We start from the raw sequence: 18,591 nt of genomic DNA, 5'->3' as shown, positions 1-18,591 counted from the left end.
ATCATCCGCATTAGAATCAATGTGATGCTTACGTGAGCAGGCATCAACGCGTTATTGGTTATGCGTTTAGGATACCCAATTTTATCGTCTTTTGTGTGACCATCATCGACCTATTGTCATATTAAATATTACAGATTTCAGAATTTAGAGATCCTTATCACTTTATAAAGGCAAAAGCAGACAGCCTTTGCCCTGTTTTTCAGTACTAGTCACGAAGTAAACGTAGCGCATTCAGGGTGACCAACGCCGTCGCCCCGCTGTCCGCCAGCACCGCGACCCATAGGCCGGTGATCCCTAATACACTGGTCACCAAAAACACCCCTTTTAGCCCTAGAGCGATGGTGATGTTTTGCCGTACATTCGCTTGAGTCGCACGCGCTAGGTGTAACACCTTTGGGAGCTCAACCAAACGATTGTGGCTTAATGCGGCTTCAGCGGTTTCTAGCGCAACATCGGTGCCACTTCCCATTGCCACCCCAACGTGCGACGCTTTCATTGCCGGCGCATCATTAATGCCATCACCAACCATTGCGATACGATATTGCCCTGCCAGTGCTTCTACCGCCTCAACCTTATTCTCCGGCAATAGTCCCGCGCGGTACTCAATGCCCAACTCATTGGCTATTTCCGCCGCCGAGGTCGGGTTGTCCCCCGTCAGCATCACAGGTTGAATACCCATCGCTCGTAGCTGTTCAATGGCTTCGCGAGCATCCTGTCGCAGTTTGTCGCGCCACCCAATCATGCCGTAGGGCTGATCGTTAACCAACACCACCGCCACTGTCGTGCCACGTGCAGCGACAGCGTTGGCTTCTTGCTGTTGCGCATGGTTTAACGTCGACTCACCCACTTTGTCTAACGCAACCAACCTGATTGATTGTCCCTCGACCATGCCTTGCACACCTCGCCCTGCATTCGCTTGGATATTTGAGGCATCCGGCACCGATAGACCGCGCTCGGCGCTATACAACACCAAGGATTTCGCCAAGGGGTGATGGCTACCACGCTCGATGGCGGTCGCCGCTTGCAGTAGTGACGTTTCCTCACCTTGCCAGGCGCGAACATCCGTCACCATGGGTTTACCCTCAGTGAGCGTGCCGGTTTTATCTAACGAGACAGCATTGACGCTTGCCAATGTTTCCAGTGCCGCCCCCCCTTTTATCAATGCCCCGCGACGCGCAGCGGTGGCGAGCCCAGAGGTAATCGCTGCAGGTGTCGAGATCACGAGCGCGCATGGACAGGCGATCAATAACAATGCTAAGCCACGATATAGCCACTCTTGCCAGCTAGCGGCAAAGAACAGGGGTGGAATCACCACAACTAGCGCCGCAAGCCCGATCATCGCCGGCGTGTACCAGCGGCTAAATTTATCGATAAACCGTTCTATCGGCGCTTTTTTCGACTCGGCCTGTTCAATAAGACGCAAAATACGGTCAATCGCATTTTCACCTTGCGCCGATGTCACGGTCAGCTGTACCGTTTTATCGGTTGCCAGACTGCCCGCCATCACGGTATCACCGGCTTCGATATCGACGGGAATAGGTTCACCTGTCAGCGCACTCTGATCAAAACTGGCGGCACTTTCCATCAGTTGTCCATCCGCGGGGAGCCGCTCACCGGCACTGATTTCAATCCGGTCACCTGGCTGTAGATCACTGGCGGCCACAGTCTCACGTGAACCGTCACTCTCAATCCGAGTCACTGTCTCTGGCACCAATGCCATCAATGACTGAATGCCATCACGGGCGCGCGTGGACGCGTACCCTTCTAGCCGCTCCCCAATCAGGAATAACACTAATACCATCGCCGCTTCGGTGGTCTCTCCGAGATACAATGCACCGATGGCAGCAATACTCATCAGGGTTTCAATGGAAAACGGTGACCCTTGACGCGCCAATCGACCCGCTTTAAGCACAATGGGGGCGAGCCCGATCACCGTGGCACCGGTAAATAACCAGCCAGATAAAGATGCAGACCAATAATGCAACCCCCAAGCGACCAGCATAATGCTAATCAAACCAAACAACAGGGCGTCATCGCGCCATTTCTGCCAGCCTGCAGGAGCTGTGGCGGTTTGATCCAAGGTAACGAGCGGAAAACCGGCGTTTTTAGCCGCTTGCTCAATGGCCGAGTGCGTCTCCGTTGAGGCATCATGCGTTAAAGCGACTCGCAGTTTTTCCGTGGCAAACAGGACTTGTGCGCTCTCTACACCAGGCGTGGCATGAATAGCTTTTTCAAGTTTAGCGGCACAGCTTGGGCAGTCCATGCCGGTAACCACCCACTCATGAGTGATAGAGGACATTTGAGGAGATGACGCAGAAGACGTGCTCTCGTCGCTATCGTCACACTGTGTTCGAGGCCGGTCGGGATCGTCATCGCCCGCGCTGCCCTCACCGTCTTGGTGGCTTGAACAGCAGCTTGACGCTTGGCAGGTATCGGTTACCGTCGCCGTAGACGGAGAAACGGTTTGATGGTGTGGCTGATGACAGTGGTGATGTCCACAATGCTTACACATAATCGACTCCTTCTTTGGTCGTTGTGTCATTATCTTGTGGTCAGTATAAGGGTTGGAGCCCACTCCAGAGTCAAGCGCTTATGAAAACAACTCTCATTGAGTTTGCCAAACGCTGCACAACAGCAGGGAAAAAGGTGCGCCCAGCAATGATAGCTGAGCGCAATACGCCTATTGGATAATAAAAATGTAGCCCTGTAGTATTAAGAGGTTAACGATATCAATAAAGAAAGCCCCCACAATCGGCACTACCATAAAGGCTTGGGGTGCGGGGCCAAAACGATTCACGATTGAGCCCATATTCATCACCGCGGTCGGGGTGGCGCCGAGGCCAAAACCACAATGCCCGCCAGCAATCACGGCCCCTGTGTAATTGCTCCCCATTAACTTAAACGTGACGTAATAACTAAATAAGCCAATAACAACCGATTGAACTGCCAAAATAATTAAAAACGGCACCGCCAAATCGAGAATATTCCACAGCTTCAACGTCATCAGTGCCATCGCTAAAAATAACGATAGGGAAACTGTTCCTACCATATCAACGGTTTCTGACTCTAGCTTTCTTAATTTAAAAACCTCAAGTGTATTGGTCACTATTACACCCAAGAAGAGAGCATAAACAAAGTCTGGAACCATTAACCATTCAATATTAAACCCGCTTACCCACTCAGATAAATGACGAGCCCCTGTAATACACAGCAGTAAAATAAATAAGACTTCAATAACTTTTTTGGCGGTTACTTTATCTTCTTCATTTTCATTGTAAGTCACAAGCTCAGGATATTTTTCGTGTGTTGTGGTGCCTCGCCCATATTCAGACTCAAGCTGATGTTTATTAATCAAACGCTGAGCAACTGGGCTACCAATGATACCGCCAATGACAAGGCCTAGTGTTGCCGACGCCATTGCAATTTCGAGGGTACTTTGAATACCATACTCATCGGTTAATATCTGTGCCCAAGCCGCGCCGGTTCCATGCCCGCCGGACAGGGTAATAGAGCCAGCGACAAGGCCCATCAGAGGGTCCAAGCCAAGCATCGACGCAAAACTCACACCAATAGCGTTTTGTATGATGATGTACACGGAGGCGATAGCAAGAAACCAAAATACCTTTAAACCGCCTTTTACTAGTTGTTTGTAATTTGCTGCCAGACCAACGGTAGCAAAAAACATCAGCATAAACGTATCTTTTAATGGTAGGCTAAATTTAAAGCCGATACCGTTATAGTGTAGTACGGAAATAACACACGCAATGATTAACCCGCCAACAATAGGCTCTGGGATATTAAACTTTCGTAATGCGGGAATTTTTGAATTAACAAAATGGCCTAAAAAAAGGACACCGATGGCAATCAGGAATGATTCTAGCGCACCAATTGAATTGAGTTGATACATATAACCTCTTTGTTTCTCTCACCTCATCCTCCCTGATTGTTTAATTTGACCTTTGTTTTACCTCATTTACGTTCACATTAACGTCAATACGGGTTAGCCACACTTCACGATACTCCAGCATCCTGCTTATCGTTTTGCTGCCGCGCTTGGGCTTTTGTACGCCTCAACCTCGCGATAACTGCCCGCTACCAACGGGCGGCACAATAGCAGAAAAACTCAAAACAAGCACCAATAATCGACGTATATATCGCTAGAAGGCACCTAAATAGCTAATAAAGAAGGGTAAAAAGCAACTTGCCAGCACAGACGACTGATTAAAAACAAACCAGATCTCGCTGCATTTTTGCTCAGTAACGGTTGGCGCCTTTGAGGAAAACAAGGGGAAAGTTAGCACCTACTTATCTGAGCTAACAAACACAACGCGCCATATTAGCAAGCGCACACATGGGGATATTGAGTAAGGAACGACACCTTACCGGATGTAAGGTGCCAGTATGAGGCAGTTATACAGGATGGGTTAAGCATTCCCCCATTTGCATGCTGATGGCTCTTAAGACATCTCGACGGGTGATAATGCCAACCAGCTTGCCCTCATCGACCACTGGATACAGTTTAGGCTTGGTGGGTGCCATCATTTCCGCAAGCTTGATAATACTGTCCTCAGATTCAACCGCCAACGCGTTGCTGGTCATACAATCCGCCACGGCGTGTGAATCTTGGCAGTGATAGCTATCACGTAGCAGCTGCTGCAGCATATCTTGCTCGGAGATAAATCCGACCAACCGCTTATTGGCATCTACTACAGGTCCGCCAGTTTGCTGACTACGAAGCAGTTTTTCCAGTGCACTAGAAAGCGGCATATCCGGTGAAAATGTGACCGGGCGTTTGTTCATATAATCTTTAACTGTGATCGACTCCATGTCGCCTCCCTTAATCGTCATGACAATTTACTGTCCTGTACTTTAAGTGTTGTCGAAGTTGGCGAAATGTCTAAATCACTTTAAACAATTTGTGTTATTGAGCAAACCAATCGAACAATGAGGTGATTATTGTTTAGACTACCAGCCTAGTAAACGATAAAGCTCACCGGTTTTAACACTTCGGTGTGCATTGTCGATGGTGCCATCACTTGCCCACTGCTCAACGACTGGCTGAATGATGGTCTGCGCCGTTTGCCAATCTTGCCCTGCTTCTATTTCGTCGAGATATAACAACCTGAGCAGTAAGCCATCCAGCCCAGTCAAAAGCTGTTGTGGGGCACGGTCATTAAAAATGGATGGGAAAACGCGGTCATCGTCATTGGGCAGCCCCATAATTTGGGTCAGTTCCTCGACCACACAGGCCACGAGCTTCCCTTTGGAGCGCGCCAAATCAACCGGAATGACGACCGCGGCATGGCGAATCGCACCATGTTTATTGACCCGAAAGTTGGCCGCGCACACAGCGTCACGTAATGGCGACACATCAGCATTGGCAAACTGCTTGCGCGCGTCTTCTAAAAAACGTTCATGATTGGTGAACATAATCGTCAGATTGGCACGCTGCGGAATGGTAGTTGGGATAAAGTCGATCCCGGTTAGCGTCTCAAGGTGTGATAAGTGATAAGAGACAAGGTCGTCGTGTAACTGGCTCTCACTGATCGGGTGCGCTACATAATAGCGGATCGGGCCCTCCCACTTACGGACGCCTTGTTCACCTTGTACATACTCGCTTTGAAAGGCAATACGATAAAAAGCGTCAACAATATAGTCGGGCGACTGCCAAGCCCGTTGGTTTGCCATTACAGGCGTCACCGTTAGGCAAACGCCTAATAACACCACCCGCTGAAAAAGCCGCCAATATGAGTGACTCACAGTATTACTCCTGATATCGAATCCCTTAGCTAGCATAGTCACGAAAGTGCGACGCTTGAATCATTTTTTTAACAGTGGTCGACGCCTCAAGCTTAGATTTGAGCGCGGCATTAAGCCATGATCACTATGCGCAATGACGGCATCATCGTTAGCACTAAGCTTTCGTGAAAAATCTCGTCGACAAATTGGCAATAAAGCCTTAGTGCGCAAGCAGCAGGCCATTGCGTTTGCACAAGGTCAAACAAGCCAAGGCTAACCCCTTTGCGGCCGACCTTCTGTCGGCCGCTTTATTATGACTAATACCTTGCTGTGTTGCGCTAGGACTGTGATCCCCTAGCGATTCTTCCCGTCAATGCCTGACCTAACGTCACGACGCCACTCGCATTACAGCTTTATTGCATCTATGTTAATGATTATTGGTAATAATCTATAGAGTAGAGGCGATAAATGCGACGACCCGCGTTGAGTAACCCTTGGCACTGGCGCTTTTTTACCATCATCGTTATAACGCTCCCCACCCTCGCGTGGGCCGCCAATGCCGATCCATCAATTATCCATTATCCGACCATGTTAATGGGGCTGCTCGGTGGTCTGGCGCTGTTTTTATATGGCATGGATAAAATGTCTAATGCGCTGAAAAATGCGGCTGGAAGTCGACTTAAAGCCTTATTGGCCAAACTCACCACAAACCGGGTCGCCGGTGTATTTACTGGCGCAGGGGTAACCGCGACCATTCAGTCTTCCTCTGTCACTACTGTGCTACTCATCGGGTTTATTTCCGCAGGGTTAATGTCACTCGCGCAAGCCACTGGGGTGATCATGGGCGCCAATATCGGGACAACCATTACCGCCCAGATTGTGGCTTTTAAAATCACTCAAGCCGCCTATCTGATGGTCGCTATCGGCTTTCTAATCCAATTTACCGCTAACGCTGATAAAACCAAGCAATACGGTAAAATGCTATTCGGATTGGGGTTGATCTTTACAGGGATGAACGTGATGAGTGAGGCAATGTCGCCTCTGCGCGATTATCAGCCGTTTATTGATGCCATGGCGAAAATGCACAACCCTTTCTTTGCCATTTTACTTGCCGCCTTATTTACTGCACTGGTGCAATCGTCATCTGCCACAACCGGGATTGTCATCGTCCTTGCTGGGCAAGGCTTTATCTCTCTCGAGAGCGGGATAGCGTTAGCCATGGGTGCCAACATCGGCACTTGTGTGACCGCCCTTCTCGCCGCGATCGGGAAATCAAGGGAGGCCAAACAAACTGCCAGTGTACATATTCTATTTAATATTATAGGGGTGCTGATATGGCTTCCGTTGATCAGTGTCCTAAGTGATTGGAGCGTCGCACTTTCGCCGAGCCACCCCGATCTTTCGGGAGTTGAACGCTTAGGGGCGGAATTGCCTCGCCAAATTGCCAATGCCAACACCCTATTCAACGTCGTCAATACATTATTCATGTTGCCGTTTGTCGGTGGGTTTGTTTGGCTCGCCAAGAAAATCGTCCCTAAAACACGTAAGCCTGCAACGAGAGAGCAACCTATTATTTCCCCCAAATACCTCTCTAAAGAGCTGCTAATGACACCCGATATAGCCATGGATCAAGCCCAGCTCGAAATTGGACGCATCGGACGTCGGGTATGTAATATGATGAATGCCCTCCCGCCACTGACCTCCAAGCTGGCCACTCAACAAGAACGTGAAGCTGCTGTCGAAGCGCTTGAAAAGATTGATGAGCTTGAGCACCAAGTGGATGTCTTGCATGGGCACGTTTTATTTTATCTTGGCCGATTGCGCAAAGAGCCCCTCACTCAGGTTCAGAGTGATCGACAAATCGCTCTAATTAGCACCACCGATCAGCTCGAGAGTATCGCTGATCTTATTGAGGACACCCTGGTTCCCATAATGGATAAATCATTGCACGCAGACATTCATATCAGCGATGAAATGCGTAAAACGCTTGACGAGATTCAAGATAAGGTTACTCACGCCCTGCTCGATAGCGTGAATGCGATTCGACGTGGTGATAACAAAAAAGCCAAGCAAGTATTACATACCAAGCGTGCGCTCAACGCCCTATTAGATAAAGTGTTGGCTCACCAAGCCGAGCGCTTAGTCGAGCACGACGCCAACCGCCTGCAGCTATTCAGCATTGAGATGGAGTGGACCGAGTCTTTGAAACGTGTGTATACAGTGACAAAACGTATCGCCAAATTACACCTGCGAGAAAAAGACCCGCAGTGATACATCACCGACAGACTAAAAAAAGAAAACGGAACCAAGCCCTAATTTTTGGGCCCAATAAGACCAAATTGTCGGGAAAATCGTTATAACGGCTCCGCCTGATAATATCTAGGAGCCTGAAATGTATACATTATTCCCTTCCCGACCTAAACCTTTATCGACACTGATTGCGCTCGCCGCATTCAGCAGCACCAGTGCATGGGCTGATGCTCAATGTGAGATTGCCGATTTGGCGACGAGCAACGCGCCAATCCAAGCCATTATGAGCGCTGAACGCAGTTGCTTTACCAGCTGGTATGACACCACGTCTATTCGATATAGCAACGTCTACCAAGAAGCTTTTGTAAGCAAAGTGGCGCAGCGCTTATCGCAGACCATTGCCAATTATCAGGGTGATGACAAACAAGCTCGCCAAATTGCGAATCTAGCCGAGTATGTGCGCGCGGCCTATTATGTTCGCTTCTATGGCGATAAAGCGAACGCTGACTTTTCTGATACGTTAGATGATCGCCTTGCGGATGCGATTAATACGTTCTTACGTTCGCCTTTCGCCACGGTAGAGGGCAGTGCCCAAACCGATGCTTTGCATGGTTTAACGCTGATGGCCGACAGCATCAAGCGCTTGCCGCAAACCCTAGACTCACAAATTCAACTGCTTGAAAACCTCGACCAAGAACGCTTGGACGAGCGCCGTTACGCGGATGCACTGAACAACCTTTTTCGTGCCATGGCTGGCCACCAATCACGTCAAGCCTTTTACGATGTGCTCGCCGCCGATCTCTCCTTGATTGACCGCCTTTATCAGTTCGTCGTCAATCATCCTCAGCTCTCCAACAGCGACCACGGGGCGTTGTTAGTATCAAACACGGTCCGCGAAATGGGACGGCTATTGATGGCCCCACAAGCCAGCGTGCGAGATCGTGTGATTAGCCATTATCGTGACCTACTACCCCGTTTCCCGCTGGGCGGCAAAAACGATGCCGTTTGGGTGGGCATGGTAGAAATGGTGGATGCTTATGCGCCCGACAAGATGGCCGAATTAGGCTTGTCTGATGCCAAAGCCACGCTCGAAGCCAAAGTGATGCCTTATCGCCACCAATGTGATGGCCCGGCTATTATTCGCTCACAGAGCATGACACAAGCGCAAGCGCAGCAGGCATGTGAAAGCTTGCACGACAAAGAAGTGGCTTTTCATCAAACCGTTAATTCAGGCTATCAAGCCGTCGCCGACGATCTAAACGACAACGTTGAAGTCGTGGTGTTTGATAACCCATCGGACTACAAAACCTACTCAGCATTTTTGTTTGGTAACTCAACGGATAATGGTGGCCAATACTTAGAAGGGAACCCTGCCGATCCAAACAACCAAGCCCGTTTTATCGCGTACCGGAATGATAATGGCCAATCGCTTTCGATTTGGAACCTCGAACACGAGTATGTCCATTATCTCGATGGCCGATTTAACATGTACGGCGACTTCAACGACGTGCTTCGCCACGGTCATACCGTGTGGTGGCTAGAAGGCTTTGCTGAATTCATGGCACATGGCGATGACTATGCCGAAGCAATTCGCTTAGGCAAAGAAGGCGGCTATTCACTCAGTGACGTGTTTGCCACCACCTATCAGCACGATGTGAATCGCGTGTATCGCTGGGGATATTTGGCCGTACGCTTCTTGTTTGAAAAGCATCCAGACGCTGTGGAAACCTTGCTTAACGCGGGTCGCACCGGGAAATTCGAGCAGTGGGCAAATTTAGTTAAAGACTATGGTCAGCGTTATGATCAGGCATTCGCGCAGTGGCTGACCACTTTGGAAGACACCGATGGCGGTGAACCACCTCGTCCAGACCCTGATCCCGAGCCAGAGCCAGAGCAGCCAGAAGTAACAACACTGTCTCTAGGTCAAACCGTCACCATTAGCGGGCAAGCATACAGTGAGCACCTGTATCAAATTGACCTAGCCCACCCTGCCAGTGCGCTGACATTTAGTATCGAGGGACAGGGCAACGCGGATCTCTACGTGGCAAAAGGCCGTCAAGCGCACTATTACGACTATGACGCCACCGAGTGGAACCAAACCAGTCATGAAACCGTGACGCTTAATGATGTGAAACCGGGTCAGTATACCTTAAGTGTCACCGGTCGCGGTGACTTTACCGATGTCACTGTCAAAGTGAATGCTGAGGGCCAAGTGCAACCCGAGCCAACCCCAGAACCAGAGCCTGAAACACCGGCTGGCACCGATGACTTGCGCCCAACGCAACTTAACGTCGCCAGCCCAAACAGTATTAGTGTTTATCAACGTCGCTATCTGTATGCCGATGTGCCTGCAGGAGCCACCAAAGCGCAAGTGTGGGTCATGGCGGATGGTAACTCGGGGGATCTGGGCGTGTTCGCCGCTGAGGATTACTGGCCAACGCAAGCACAAAACCAAGCAGCCTCTGACGTACCGGGCAGCAACCAGTACATCGAAGTCGACTTGAGTGACCAGCAGCGTCTGCATTTGCTACTCGCCGGTGATGGAAGCCGAAGCCAAACCGATGTGCGTGTTTATTTTCGCTAAGCACTAAGCACTAAGCACTAAGCACTAAAAAAATGTTACCAAGCGCCACTGCCGAGTGGCGCTTTTTTGTTCGGTTGCCATAGAAATGGGAAAAGAATAGAAAGAGGAAAAACGCTTAAGGGATGATTTCTGTTTTCACGCTCCCACAAGCTGAGATAATGCCGCAATGACTGGCCTTGTATCACGGTTCACGAATAATAAGGAGAAACCATGACCGAATGGGAAAAGATGTGCCAAGGATTTGTCTTCGATGACAGTGATGGCTCCATTGATATCAGGCGAGACCATGCCACACGAACCTTACTGGCATTCAATCAAGCAATAGAGGCGACGACAAGGCAGCAACTGCTGCGTGAGTTATTGAATGATATCGGCGACGGTTCGGTGATCCAACCTCCATTCCATTGTGAATTCGGTGAGACCATCCAGGTTGGCCGCAATACCTTAATCAACATGAATGTCACCATGCTCGATGGTGCCCCGATCACTATCGGTGACCATGTGCTGATTGGCCCCAATACCCAGTTTTACACTCCCACCCACTCTCTCGATTATCAAAGCCGCCGCTCGTGGGAGACTTGGTGCAAACCCATCGTGGTGGAAAACGATGTGTGGATTGGCGGTAATGTGGTGATCTGTCAATGCGTCACCATCGGCGCACGCAGCGTAATAGCCGCCAACGCGGTGGTGAAACACGACGTGCCGCCTGACAGTCTTTACGGTGGCACACCTGCTCACTATATAAAAACGCTCAATGGCAAATGAGGCTAAAAAGCTAGTCAATATTTCGCCATTGGGCCGGAGGAGTCAGCTCCCAGCGTTCAAACTCTGCGGCGCTATAAATGGCTCTCCCTTTCTTGCCATGAATGACCGAAATTTCCGAGGCTTCTTCACCCGCCAACACGCGGTTGACGTATTTGCCCGCTTGTACACCCTGGGATTCGCCAAATAGCACGACCCCGCCAGCTGTTTGGCCTTTTCCGACCGAAAAGTCCCAAAAGCCGAACAAAGGCGTCTCACTGTTTTCATTGGTCCATGAGAGCACTTTATTGGCATCAACCACTTTGTCCGAGTCGTCGCGGATAATCTGGTATAAACCGACTACAATCGCGTCGTAATCATTGGATTGCTCTACTGAGTTTTTCCAAGACGAAAACAAGCGGTGATTTTCGATGGTCACATCGATACCCAGCTGTTGTTTCAAATCTTCGTATTGGTTGGCGATGTGATCGGTTGCAATCGTCGCCGTGGTGCCCGCATCAAAGAGGATTTTGACCTTCATTTGATCTTTCCCTAGCAATTGGCTCATCTCTTTCATACTGCGAGCAAACAAAGGACGCTCCAACACACCAGTGACGCGCGCTGTACCGGCGTATTTAGCCATTAATCGACGTGGATTGGCGTTAATACCTAAAAACACGATATCGATATCTTCGCTTCTCAGTCTAGGCAGCATATGGCCCAACGCATTATCATCTCCAATCACAACGACCTCGGGGCTGATCTCTTGATAGAGCGCCAAGGCTTTATCGGCTTGCGCGTCAAACTGTGACGAGGGTAAGCGCTTAGTATCCATTTCAAAAGTGTGTAGCGTCACGTCATCGCCAAGCGTACTTTCGAGCCCACGGATATAGCTTTCATCCCAACCATATTCTTTATGATAACTCTGAATCAGCAGGACATCATCGGCCCAAGCGGGTACAACGCTCATCAGATAGAAGGCCAATATTTGTAAATAGAATCTCATTATGGCTCCTTGACGCCGAGTGCAACCTTCTACAACTGTAGAACATGTTTTTGAAGTGAGACGCTCGACCACCAGCCACCTGAAAAGAAAGGCCGCACCGCTTGCGGTGCGACACGTTTGATGACGGCTTGCTCTGTCAACTTACTGAGCGGGCCTAATCGTCAACTCAGCATTTTTAAATCCGAGCTCGGCCAACTCTTCCGAATCAAAATTGGAAATGAGCTCCACCCCATTTGCGCTATCGTGACTTGCCATGGGCGTCGCAGACCGCTTACTACGCATTTGACGAGAGATTTGCGACTTTGCTTGTCCGACTTCGATGGTGCCCGCATATTGTGATTCTGCATAGAAATCGCCAGATACGTGAGAGTAGAAAGGACGTAAGCTTTTGCCTGTCGCCCATTGCATACTCTGTAGGCCGTATTTCTCAATCGCCCAACTCCAGTCCCACCATTTTACTTCACCGGGGATATAACGATGGTGCCACTGATAAGCAATATCCGCGGAAGGTTGGCTACCACGTCCCATGGTGAAGGTATGGCTATGTGTGGGGCGATTGTCTGGATGGGAGTGCCACGCATTCCCCCCCCAGCGTAAAAAGCCATTAACATTCACGTCGTAGCTGATGTCTGCGCCAAATCGGTACGGGTAAGAGATGCTTGAGCGATACAACTCAACGCGGATTGGGATCTCTGAGTGTGCTGGTACGAAAGGACGGGCTTGCAAGGTCACTTGCTCGCTACTCGCACCGCCATTGCTGCTGGCAAAGCTTTGGTTTGCCTCAAAAGAAATTGTGAGTTTCGTCTCACCCACCAGCGGCCAATCAAAACTGTTTTCAGTTTCCACTTTTTGGGAAAAACCATAGGTGTTGGTTTTTTCCCAATTGGTGGATTCATCGACTTTAAGATCGACCACAACCTGTTGATCAATGCCGGTATTATTACGTGCCACCGCTGAAACGGTTTCAACTAACTGACGGTCAGACTCAACCACATCACCGTGCCAAAAATCGCTATCATTGAGGGTATAAGCAAAATTATCGACCGTGATAGTGGTCTTATCTCCACAGCGATAGCCATCACATCCACCATCATTATTGCCACGGATATACCACTTATCGCCTGAACGCCATACGTCCATATCTTCACCAACATAGTCACTGTGGTTTCCACCTACCCATGCATAGCCGAGGTAATGCGCGAGATAGCTCAGTGGTTTAACGAACTCACTGCGGTTATTGACTAGCGCATACTGAATATCAAGCTCAGTGCCTTCAGGAATGCTCTTAGCAGCATAATTGGGGATCTCACCTTCATCATTTTCTGGATAACACCAGGTATCCGCTGGCGCCCCCGACTGCTGTTTGATTTCGCCATTGTACCCACTGCCCATGATGACCCAGTTATCTTCGAGTCCGGAGATCTGCCACTGTCCCATGCGATCGGTCAAATAGTCTCGATGGGTACTAGCTTCATTGGCAGTAAGGGGGCGATAGTTCGCTCGACATTGGTCATCAACTAAGTTATCAAGCACAATTTGATCAGGGTAAATATTGGCCTGCGCAAGCCCAGCATGAACCAGTAATGATACGCTGGACACCGTGAGCGCGGTTAAACGTGTTCTATTAGCCATTTGACGTATTCCTTATTGAGTCTTAAATAAGAGCCATTGCGCGACTGTCATGGTCGTCGCAGCTCTTACCCTTTCATAACGAATCAATAAAAAATAATGAAAAGCATTGAATTTAATTACCCTTAAACTTCATGAGCTTAGGAGGATGTATTCAAAAGCACACGGGATGTTCAATGTGATATTTATTCAATAAACGGAGGGATTTACAGCGAATGAAAATAGAGTATAGACTCTATCTTCAGGGTAATTAAAAGGCGTAAAGCCAAACATAAAATTTAATTTAGCTATCACTCATGCAAATAGGTTCGCTATTTTTCCTCTTTAAGAAATTCATTGATTTGTTGTGTTGCATGAACAATATTAAGTGGCGAGTAACGAATGAAAGTACTTCGATGTGTCTTCTTTGAAACAAAGATCAGAGTGGAATACTTATGTTCTTTTTCAATGTAAACAAGGCAGTTACACTGGCTATGGGTCAACAATTGTTCGATAGAAAAGCTAAGCTCAGCGTCAGGACGATAAAACACGTTAAGCGCGCCCACACGTTTTTGGCTTAACCCACCTCGTTGAACCAAATCGCTCCACCGCCATCCGTTTATTTTGCCAACCACAAACACACTCGTTGCGACACACAATAGTAGTGTCATCGCAATCAACAAACATTGGCGGTAAAACGGCACCTTAAGCTGTCTTTGACTAACAGCGTCAGTTTGGGCGGGTTGGGCTTCTTGGGGAGACTCCGAATGTTGCACTGGCTCATCATCTCTTTCCTCACTACACACCAGGTCAGCAGGAGGTTGAAAGATCATGCCCTCAGTTAATCGATAACCATACTTTGGAACTGTGATCACCAATGAGGCATCCGCACCGACTGCAAGTAATGCACGCCGCAATGCACTGATCGATTTTGCCAACGACGTCTGGCCGATGTACTCACTGCCCCAACCATAACAAATCAGCGTCTTCTTACTCACCGCCTGAGGGGCATGCTTTAGAAGGCATTCAAGCACAAGCGTCTCCCGGAACCCTATCCGCGTTGACTTATTATTGTGATGGAGTTTTCTAGCAACATTATCGAAATAAATCATAGATTTTTCTTTAAAAATAAAACAATCAATTATTTAGTGCGATAAACATCGTTTTATTTAGAAACAAGATCACATTTCAAGCAATGATGTGATTAACCCGTTTATTCATAAAAATATTAACCCCTAACAATGCATGGTTAACACTTGACCCAGCCGATGCCTTCTCACACAAAATACGGTCATTTACTAGACAAAACAAGGGTATGGATAGGCTGCTTTCTTCTTTTTTTCGTTTAAATTTTCTTTTGCTGACCCATTTATTACTATGGCAATGAGTTTATAATCAGCTATAAATACTGAGTGTTTACTCAAAACAAGTTGGCAACAATAATGAAATATATTTATAAAACACTCTTCATCCTCTCTGCATTGTTCTCTGCTGCAAGTTTTGCAGCCATAGGACCCTACAAAGTGGTTTTAATCCATGGCTTTCAGCCCGATCAGTTACAAAGCCGTCCAGACCGTGATCAAGTAGCCGTAGATGGTTCAGACTACTGGCAAAACTACTGGTTACAGCATGCTGATGCCCGTATCGATTGGCCCGCCCACGAGCGGATCGAAGGCAAGATTGCGTCAGACTATCTATGGCCTGCATTAAAAACGCTTTCCGAGCAAGAAACCTGTCTGTCCGGTTGCATTTTAGTGACCCACTCTACCGGCGACTTGGTGACACGCTACCTGTTAGATAACCAAGCAAACTGGCTGATCAATTCAGGGCTCGAGCCCCTCAATATTGTCGGCACCTTTGACTTTGCAGGCGCAGGCGGTGGCGTTGAGCTGGCCAACATCGCGGTGAATGTTGCTGAAGGTGGCGGTTGGCTAAATCATGCCATGAAAAAAGCCGTGTCACTGTGGATGGGGCAACTCCCCAATAAAGACAATATCGGCGTGCTGAATGACTTAAAAGTGGCCAATGCACGTCAATTGGCGATGTGGCCAGATAACCGTGTGCCGCGTATTCGCTTTGTGGGCAATGGTTCGGACTTTTTGGGTACTACGTCTCCCTTTATTCCGGGTAGTGATGATGGCGTGGTTGCCGCCCACTCGGCCTGCGGCGCCGCCGATGCCGATGCGTTTGATAGCTGCTCCACCACGATTGAGTTTGACGGTAAATTGGATTATGTCCACAAAGGGGTTCGACGCTTTATGCCCTCACACTACCCGCTATTGATGGGCGATAAGTATAGCCACCTGACTATCTTTAATCCTTGGCATAAAGGCAAAGTAACAGCCACCGATCCTGAGCTTAAACTCGGCGATCAGTCTCGTATCGCTGTCGAGACCATTGACGAAGATGGCTGGTTTGGTAAGAAATATCGTTTTGTGAGAGATTCAGACCGTGACACCTTGTCAGAGCTTGTCCATGCGCTCCCACAATAATTTCGAGTAAGCTGTGACTCAACTAACAAAGCTGCCCTTTCATCGGTATAAGGGCAGCTGGTTGAATGTATTCGCTTTTCTTTCCTGTGCTACCGTGGCTGTACCACATTAATTAGGGATTACTATGACTAGACTGCTGCTCGCAGTAACCTTGGTCGTATCAATTGGAACCACGGCTTATTTATGGTTCGATGTCGATGAGACACCAATGCCTCAACCCACCTCTGAGCGCGAACGTTTATCGTCGTTGCCTCGTACCAATGAAGAAAGCCTGTCACCGGAGGTTAACCTCACAAGCAACGAGACACAGCATCAACCCGTAGAGCCAGATGTTGAGCAAGTCTCAGTCGCACCAGCACTCAGCTATATAGCGGCCGACTATGCGGAGCAAATCCAGCACCCCTCCTATTCGATCCCTATTCCATCGAAGCAAAGCCCTTATCTACACTGGAATCGGTATGTTTCGACACCAATGCCGATTCTCGATGGCTCAGTGAAAGCGGCATTAAAGCTCAACCAATACCGCTACTTTTATCCGGAAAACATCCAAGCCTCATTGGTCACCCCAGCCTCTTTTAATCACGCGACCTTATCGGTCATTGATGTCGAGTCTAATCGGGAATTGACCCGGCTCGATGTCACAGATACACAGTGGAACATTGAGCCCGAAGCCGATTGGCCTATTGAACTTCGTCTCAAAGCGGCACTCAGTTTTGATGGTGGCGACGATGTACTCACCGCCGACTTCCGCCTCTACCAACCCATTGCGGAAGTGAAAGGGGTGAAGCCAGTTTTCGGCCGCGGGCCGGATATGGTCATTCCACTCGTTTTGGATATCGATAAAGGCGGTATTTATCGAGTGCGTGCCAATTTATTTACTGCTGACGATCAACCCGTTGCGGTGTTAACCACTAAGACACGCCTCAGTGAGGGAGAACAATCTCTGGAGCTGCGTGCGTTTAGAGCCTCAATGAGCGGCTATGGCAATGAGTGGCAACTGAAAGATGTGGTCATTGAGCGCATGTCTGGCTATCCCGGTGAGCGAGCACAATTTGGCATTAGCCCACAAGATCATTACTCGCTAGGCACGTTCGATGCTGGGCAATTATCGGACGAGCCCTATCAAATGAGCGAGCAAGAGCGGATGCAATTGGAGTTTCTGCAACGTGCAGCTCAGCAATCTTAGTCGCCCGCGAAGGCCTCTGATGCTAACCGTTCACTTTGTTCACGTGCGGTATGAATACACCGACGCACGCCCTGAGCGGTATTGGTGCGCTGCCACGCTAATACCACATGACTCACTAAGGGCATGTCTTCAACCGCGACGACAGCGACATGGTCGCTCAGTTGCGTAGTCAATGATTCAGGCACTAGAGCAATCCCAAACCCCGCTGACACCATCGCCGTTGCCGAATGCAATTGTGGCGCTAGCGAGGCATTCGATGGCGCCAGTCCTGCCCCTTTTAAGGCATCTACTAAAGCATCATGCAACCCTGGGCCAATATCACGCGGAAAAAGAATAATCGGGTCATCGCCTAGTTGTGACAACGTCACACTTTGCTGTTTAGCAAAAGCATGATTAGCAGGCACCACCAACTTAAACGGATCAGGAAACAACGGCGTGTGCGCCACGTGTTCACTGGCGTAACATGGTAAGCGAAGAAAAGCGAGATCGACATCCTGTTGGCGCAAGGTTTCCACCAACGCTGGCATGGGTAACTCTATGGGTTGAAAATCAATCTCTGGATGGGCTTGCTGTAACCGTCGAACAAGTTCTAACACGGCTTGGCTCACCACCGTCGAGCTGGCAAATCCAAGCCGCAGTTGATTCCGCTCTCCTCGCGCCACTTGTTTGACCCGCTGTACCGCATGATCTAACTGCGCCAAGATTTTCACCGCATCATCATAAAGCACTTGACCGGCGGGTGTTAACGCCACCCCGCGAGATAAGCGTTCAAATAAAGGCACCCCCACCTCTTGCTCTAGCTTTTTAATTTGCTGGCTCAGTGGTGGTTGCGCAATGCCCAACTTTTCGGCTGCGCGGGTGAAGTGTCGGCACTCTGCCACCGTCACAAAATACCGTAAATACCTTAGCTCCATGACTCTACCTCTGAGAAGTCGCTGATATTCAGTATTTTACCACGTTTTTTATGTGCCATATCTTTTCGATA

General features: G+C 49.0%; 14 protein-coding genes. 6 read left to right on the top strand and 8 right to left on the bottom strand.

The features are described from left to right. Positions 1 to 205: 205 nt before the first annotated feature. The 4 genes from N8M53_RS05550 to N8M53_RS05535 form a co-directional block, all read right to left on the bottom strand. Positions 206 to 2,512, bottom strand: coding sequence for a zinc/cadmium/mercury/lead-transporting ATPase (locus N8M53_RS05550; protein WP_269579782.1), 2,307 nt, complete (start codon positions 2,510 to 2,512; stop codon positions 206 to 208). A gap of 168 nt (positions 2,513 to 2,680) precedes the next feature. Continuing rightward, positions 2,681 to 3,907, bottom strand: a complete 1,227-nt coding sequence (gene gltS, locus N8M53_RS05545) for a sodium/glutamate symporter (RefSeq protein WP_269579781.1) — start codon at positions 3,905 to 3,907, stop codon at positions 2,681 to 2,683. Between the two features lie 503 nt (positions 3,908 to 4,410). Then, the gene (locus N8M53_RS05540; protein ID WP_046073384.1) at positions 4,411 to 4,827 is read right to left on the bottom strand and encodes a CBS domain-containing protein; all 417 of its coding nucleotides are present in this window, start codon (positions 4,825 to 4,827) and stop codon (positions 4,411 to 4,413) included. Between the two features lie 138 nt (positions 4,828 to 4,965). Further along, positions 4,966 to 5,760, bottom strand: a complete 795-nt coding sequence (locus N8M53_RS05535; protein ID WP_269579780.1) for a DUF2927 domain-containing protein — start codon at positions 5,758 to 5,760, stop codon at positions 4,966 to 4,968. A 133-nt stretch (positions 5,761 to 5,893) separates the two neighbouring features. Here N8M53_RS05535 and N8M53_RS05530 point away from each other — a divergent pair, with 133 nt between their 5' ends. The 4 genes from N8M53_RS05530 (at position 5,894) to N8M53_RS05515 (ending at position 11,338) form a co-directional block, all read left to right on the top strand. Continuing rightward, entirely contained in the window at positions 5,894 to 6,016 is a 123-nt protein-coding gene (locus tag N8M53_RS05530) for a hypothetical protein (RefSeq protein ID WP_269579779.1), read from the top strand. Positions 6,017 to 6,327: 311 nt separating this feature from the next. Next, a complete protein-coding gene (locus tag N8M53_RS05525) occupies positions 6,328 to 8,010 on the top strand; it encodes a Na/Pi cotransporter family protein (RefSeq protein WP_420066604.1) in 1,683 nt (560 codons plus the stop codon). A gap of 121 nt (positions 8,011 to 8,131) precedes the next feature. Beyond that, complete coding sequence (locus tag N8M53_RS05520; RefSeq protein WP_269579777.1) at positions 8,132 to 10,573, top strand: M9 family metallopeptidase; 2,442 nt, start codon at positions 8,132 to 8,134, stop codon at positions 10,571 to 10,573. 210 nt (positions 10,574 to 10,783) lie between these two features. Beyond that, complete coding sequence (locus N8M53_RS05515; RefSeq protein WP_269579776.1) at positions 10,784 to 11,338, top strand: sugar O-acetyltransferase; 555 nt, start codon at positions 10,784 to 10,786, stop codon at positions 11,336 to 11,338. A 10-nt stretch (positions 11,339 to 11,348) separates the two neighbouring features. Here N8M53_RS05515 and N8M53_RS05510 read toward each other — a convergent pair whose 3' ends face one another. The 3 genes from N8M53_RS05510 to N8M53_RS05500 form a co-directional block, all read right to left on the bottom strand. Beyond that, positions 11,349 to 12,320, bottom strand: a complete 972-nt coding sequence (locus N8M53_RS05510; RefSeq protein ID WP_269579775.1) for an ABC transporter substrate-binding protein — start codon at positions 12,318 to 12,320, stop codon at positions 11,349 to 11,351. Positions 12,321 to 12,461: 141 nt separating this feature from the next. Next, complete coding sequence (locus tag N8M53_RS05505; RefSeq protein WP_269579774.1) at positions 12,462 to 13,952, bottom strand: aerolysin family beta-barrel pore-forming toxin; 1,491 nt, start codon at positions 13,950 to 13,952, stop codon at positions 12,462 to 12,464. 308 nt (positions 13,953 to 14,260) lie between these two features. Continuing rightward, the gene (locus tag N8M53_RS05500; RefSeq protein ID WP_269579773.1) at positions 14,261 to 15,040 is read right to left on the bottom strand and encodes a winged helix-turn-helix domain-containing protein; all 780 of its coding nucleotides are present in this window, start codon (positions 15,038 to 15,040) and stop codon (positions 14,261 to 14,263) included. Between the two features lie 330 nt (positions 15,041 to 15,370). Here N8M53_RS05500 and N8M53_RS05495 point away from each other — a divergent pair, with 330 nt between their 5' ends. Both N8M53_RS05495 and N8M53_RS05490 read left to right on the top strand, forming a co-directional pair. After that, positions 15,371 to 16,420, top strand: coding sequence for a hypothetical protein (locus tag N8M53_RS05495; protein ID WP_269579772.1), 1,050 nt, complete (start codon positions 15,371 to 15,373; stop codon positions 16,418 to 16,420). Positions 16,421 to 16,544: 124 nt separating this feature from the next. Continuing rightward, on the top strand, positions 16,545 to 17,606 hold the full coding sequence (locus N8M53_RS05490; RefSeq protein WP_269579771.1) for a hypothetical protein: 1,062 nt from the start codon (positions 16,545 to 16,547) through the stop codon (positions 17,604 to 17,606). Here the strand turns inward: N8M53_RS05490 and N8M53_RS05485 are convergent. Further along, positions 17,603 to 18,520: a LysR family transcriptional regulator gene (locus tag N8M53_RS05485; protein WP_269579770.1), complete on the bottom strand. Its 918-nt coding sequence runs from the start codon at positions 18,518 to 18,520 to the stop codon at positions 17,603 to 17,605. The two genes, N8M53_RS05490 and N8M53_RS05485, sit on opposite strands and share 4 nt — an antisense overlap. Between the last annotated feature and the right edge of the window lie 71 nt (positions 18,521 to 18,591).

The sequence above is a fragment of the Salinivibrio kushneri genome, from assembly GCF_027286325.1.
Lineage (GTDB): Bacteria > Pseudomonadota > Gammaproteobacteria > Enterobacterales > Vibrionaceae > Salinivibrio > Salinivibrio kushneri_A.
Note: the sequence above shows the minus strand (reverse complement) of the source record. Positions and strands in the feature narration are given on the sequence as shown.

What these genes read in the sequence shown, in the direction of transcription:
- N8M53_RS05550 (WP_269579782.1), bottom strand. Translation starts at nt 2,512, where the DNA reads ATGTGTAAGCATTGTGGACATCACCACTGTCATCAGCCACACCATCAA.
- N8M53_RS05530 (WP_269579779.1), top strand. Translation starts at nt 5,894, where the DNA reads ATGACGGCATCATCGTTAGCACTAAGCTTTCGTGAAAAATCTCGTCGA.
- N8M53_RS05520 (WP_269579777.1), top strand. Translation starts at nt 8,132, where the DNA reads ATGTATACATTATTCCCTTCCCGACCTAAACCTTTATCGACACTGATT.
- N8M53_RS05505 (WP_269579774.1), bottom strand. Translation starts at nt 13,952, where the DNA reads ATGGCTAATAGAACACGTTTAACCGCGCTCACGGTGTCCAGCGTATCA.
- N8M53_RS05540 (WP_046073384.1), bottom strand. Translation starts at nt 4,827, where the DNA reads ATGGAGTCGATCACAGTTAAAGATTATATGAACAAACGCCCGGTCACA.
- N8M53_RS05490 (WP_269579771.1), top strand. Translation starts at nt 16,545, where the DNA reads ATGACTAGACTGCTGCTCGCAGTAACCTTGGTCGTATCAATTGGAACC.
- N8M53_RS05495 (WP_269579772.1), top strand. Translation starts at nt 15,371, where the DNA reads ATGAAATATATTTATAAAACACTCTTCATCCTCTCTGCATTGTTCTCT.
- N8M53_RS05525 (WP_420066604.1), top strand. Translation starts at nt 6,328, where the DNA reads ATGTTAATGGGGCTGCTCGGTGGTCTGGCGCTGTTTTTATATGGCATG.
- N8M53_RS05515 (WP_269579776.1), top strand. Translation starts at nt 10,784, where the DNA reads ATGACCGAATGGGAAAAGATGTGCCAAGGATTTGTCTTCGATGACAGT.
- N8M53_RS05485 (WP_269579770.1), bottom strand. Translation starts at nt 18,520, where the DNA reads ATGGAGCTAAGGTATTTACGGTATTTTGTGACGGTGGCAGAGTGCCGA.
- gltS (WP_269579781.1), bottom strand. Translation starts at nt 3,907, where the DNA reads ATGTATCAACTCAATTCAATTGGTGCGCTAGAATCATTCCTGATTGCC.
- N8M53_RS05510 (WP_269579775.1), bottom strand. Translation starts at nt 12,320, where the DNA reads ATGAGATTCTATTTACAAATATTGGCCTTCTATCTGATGAGCGTTGTA.
- N8M53_RS05500 (WP_269579773.1), bottom strand. Translation starts at nt 15,040, where the DNA reads ATGATTTATTTCGATAATGTTGCTAGAAAACTCCATCACAATAATAAG.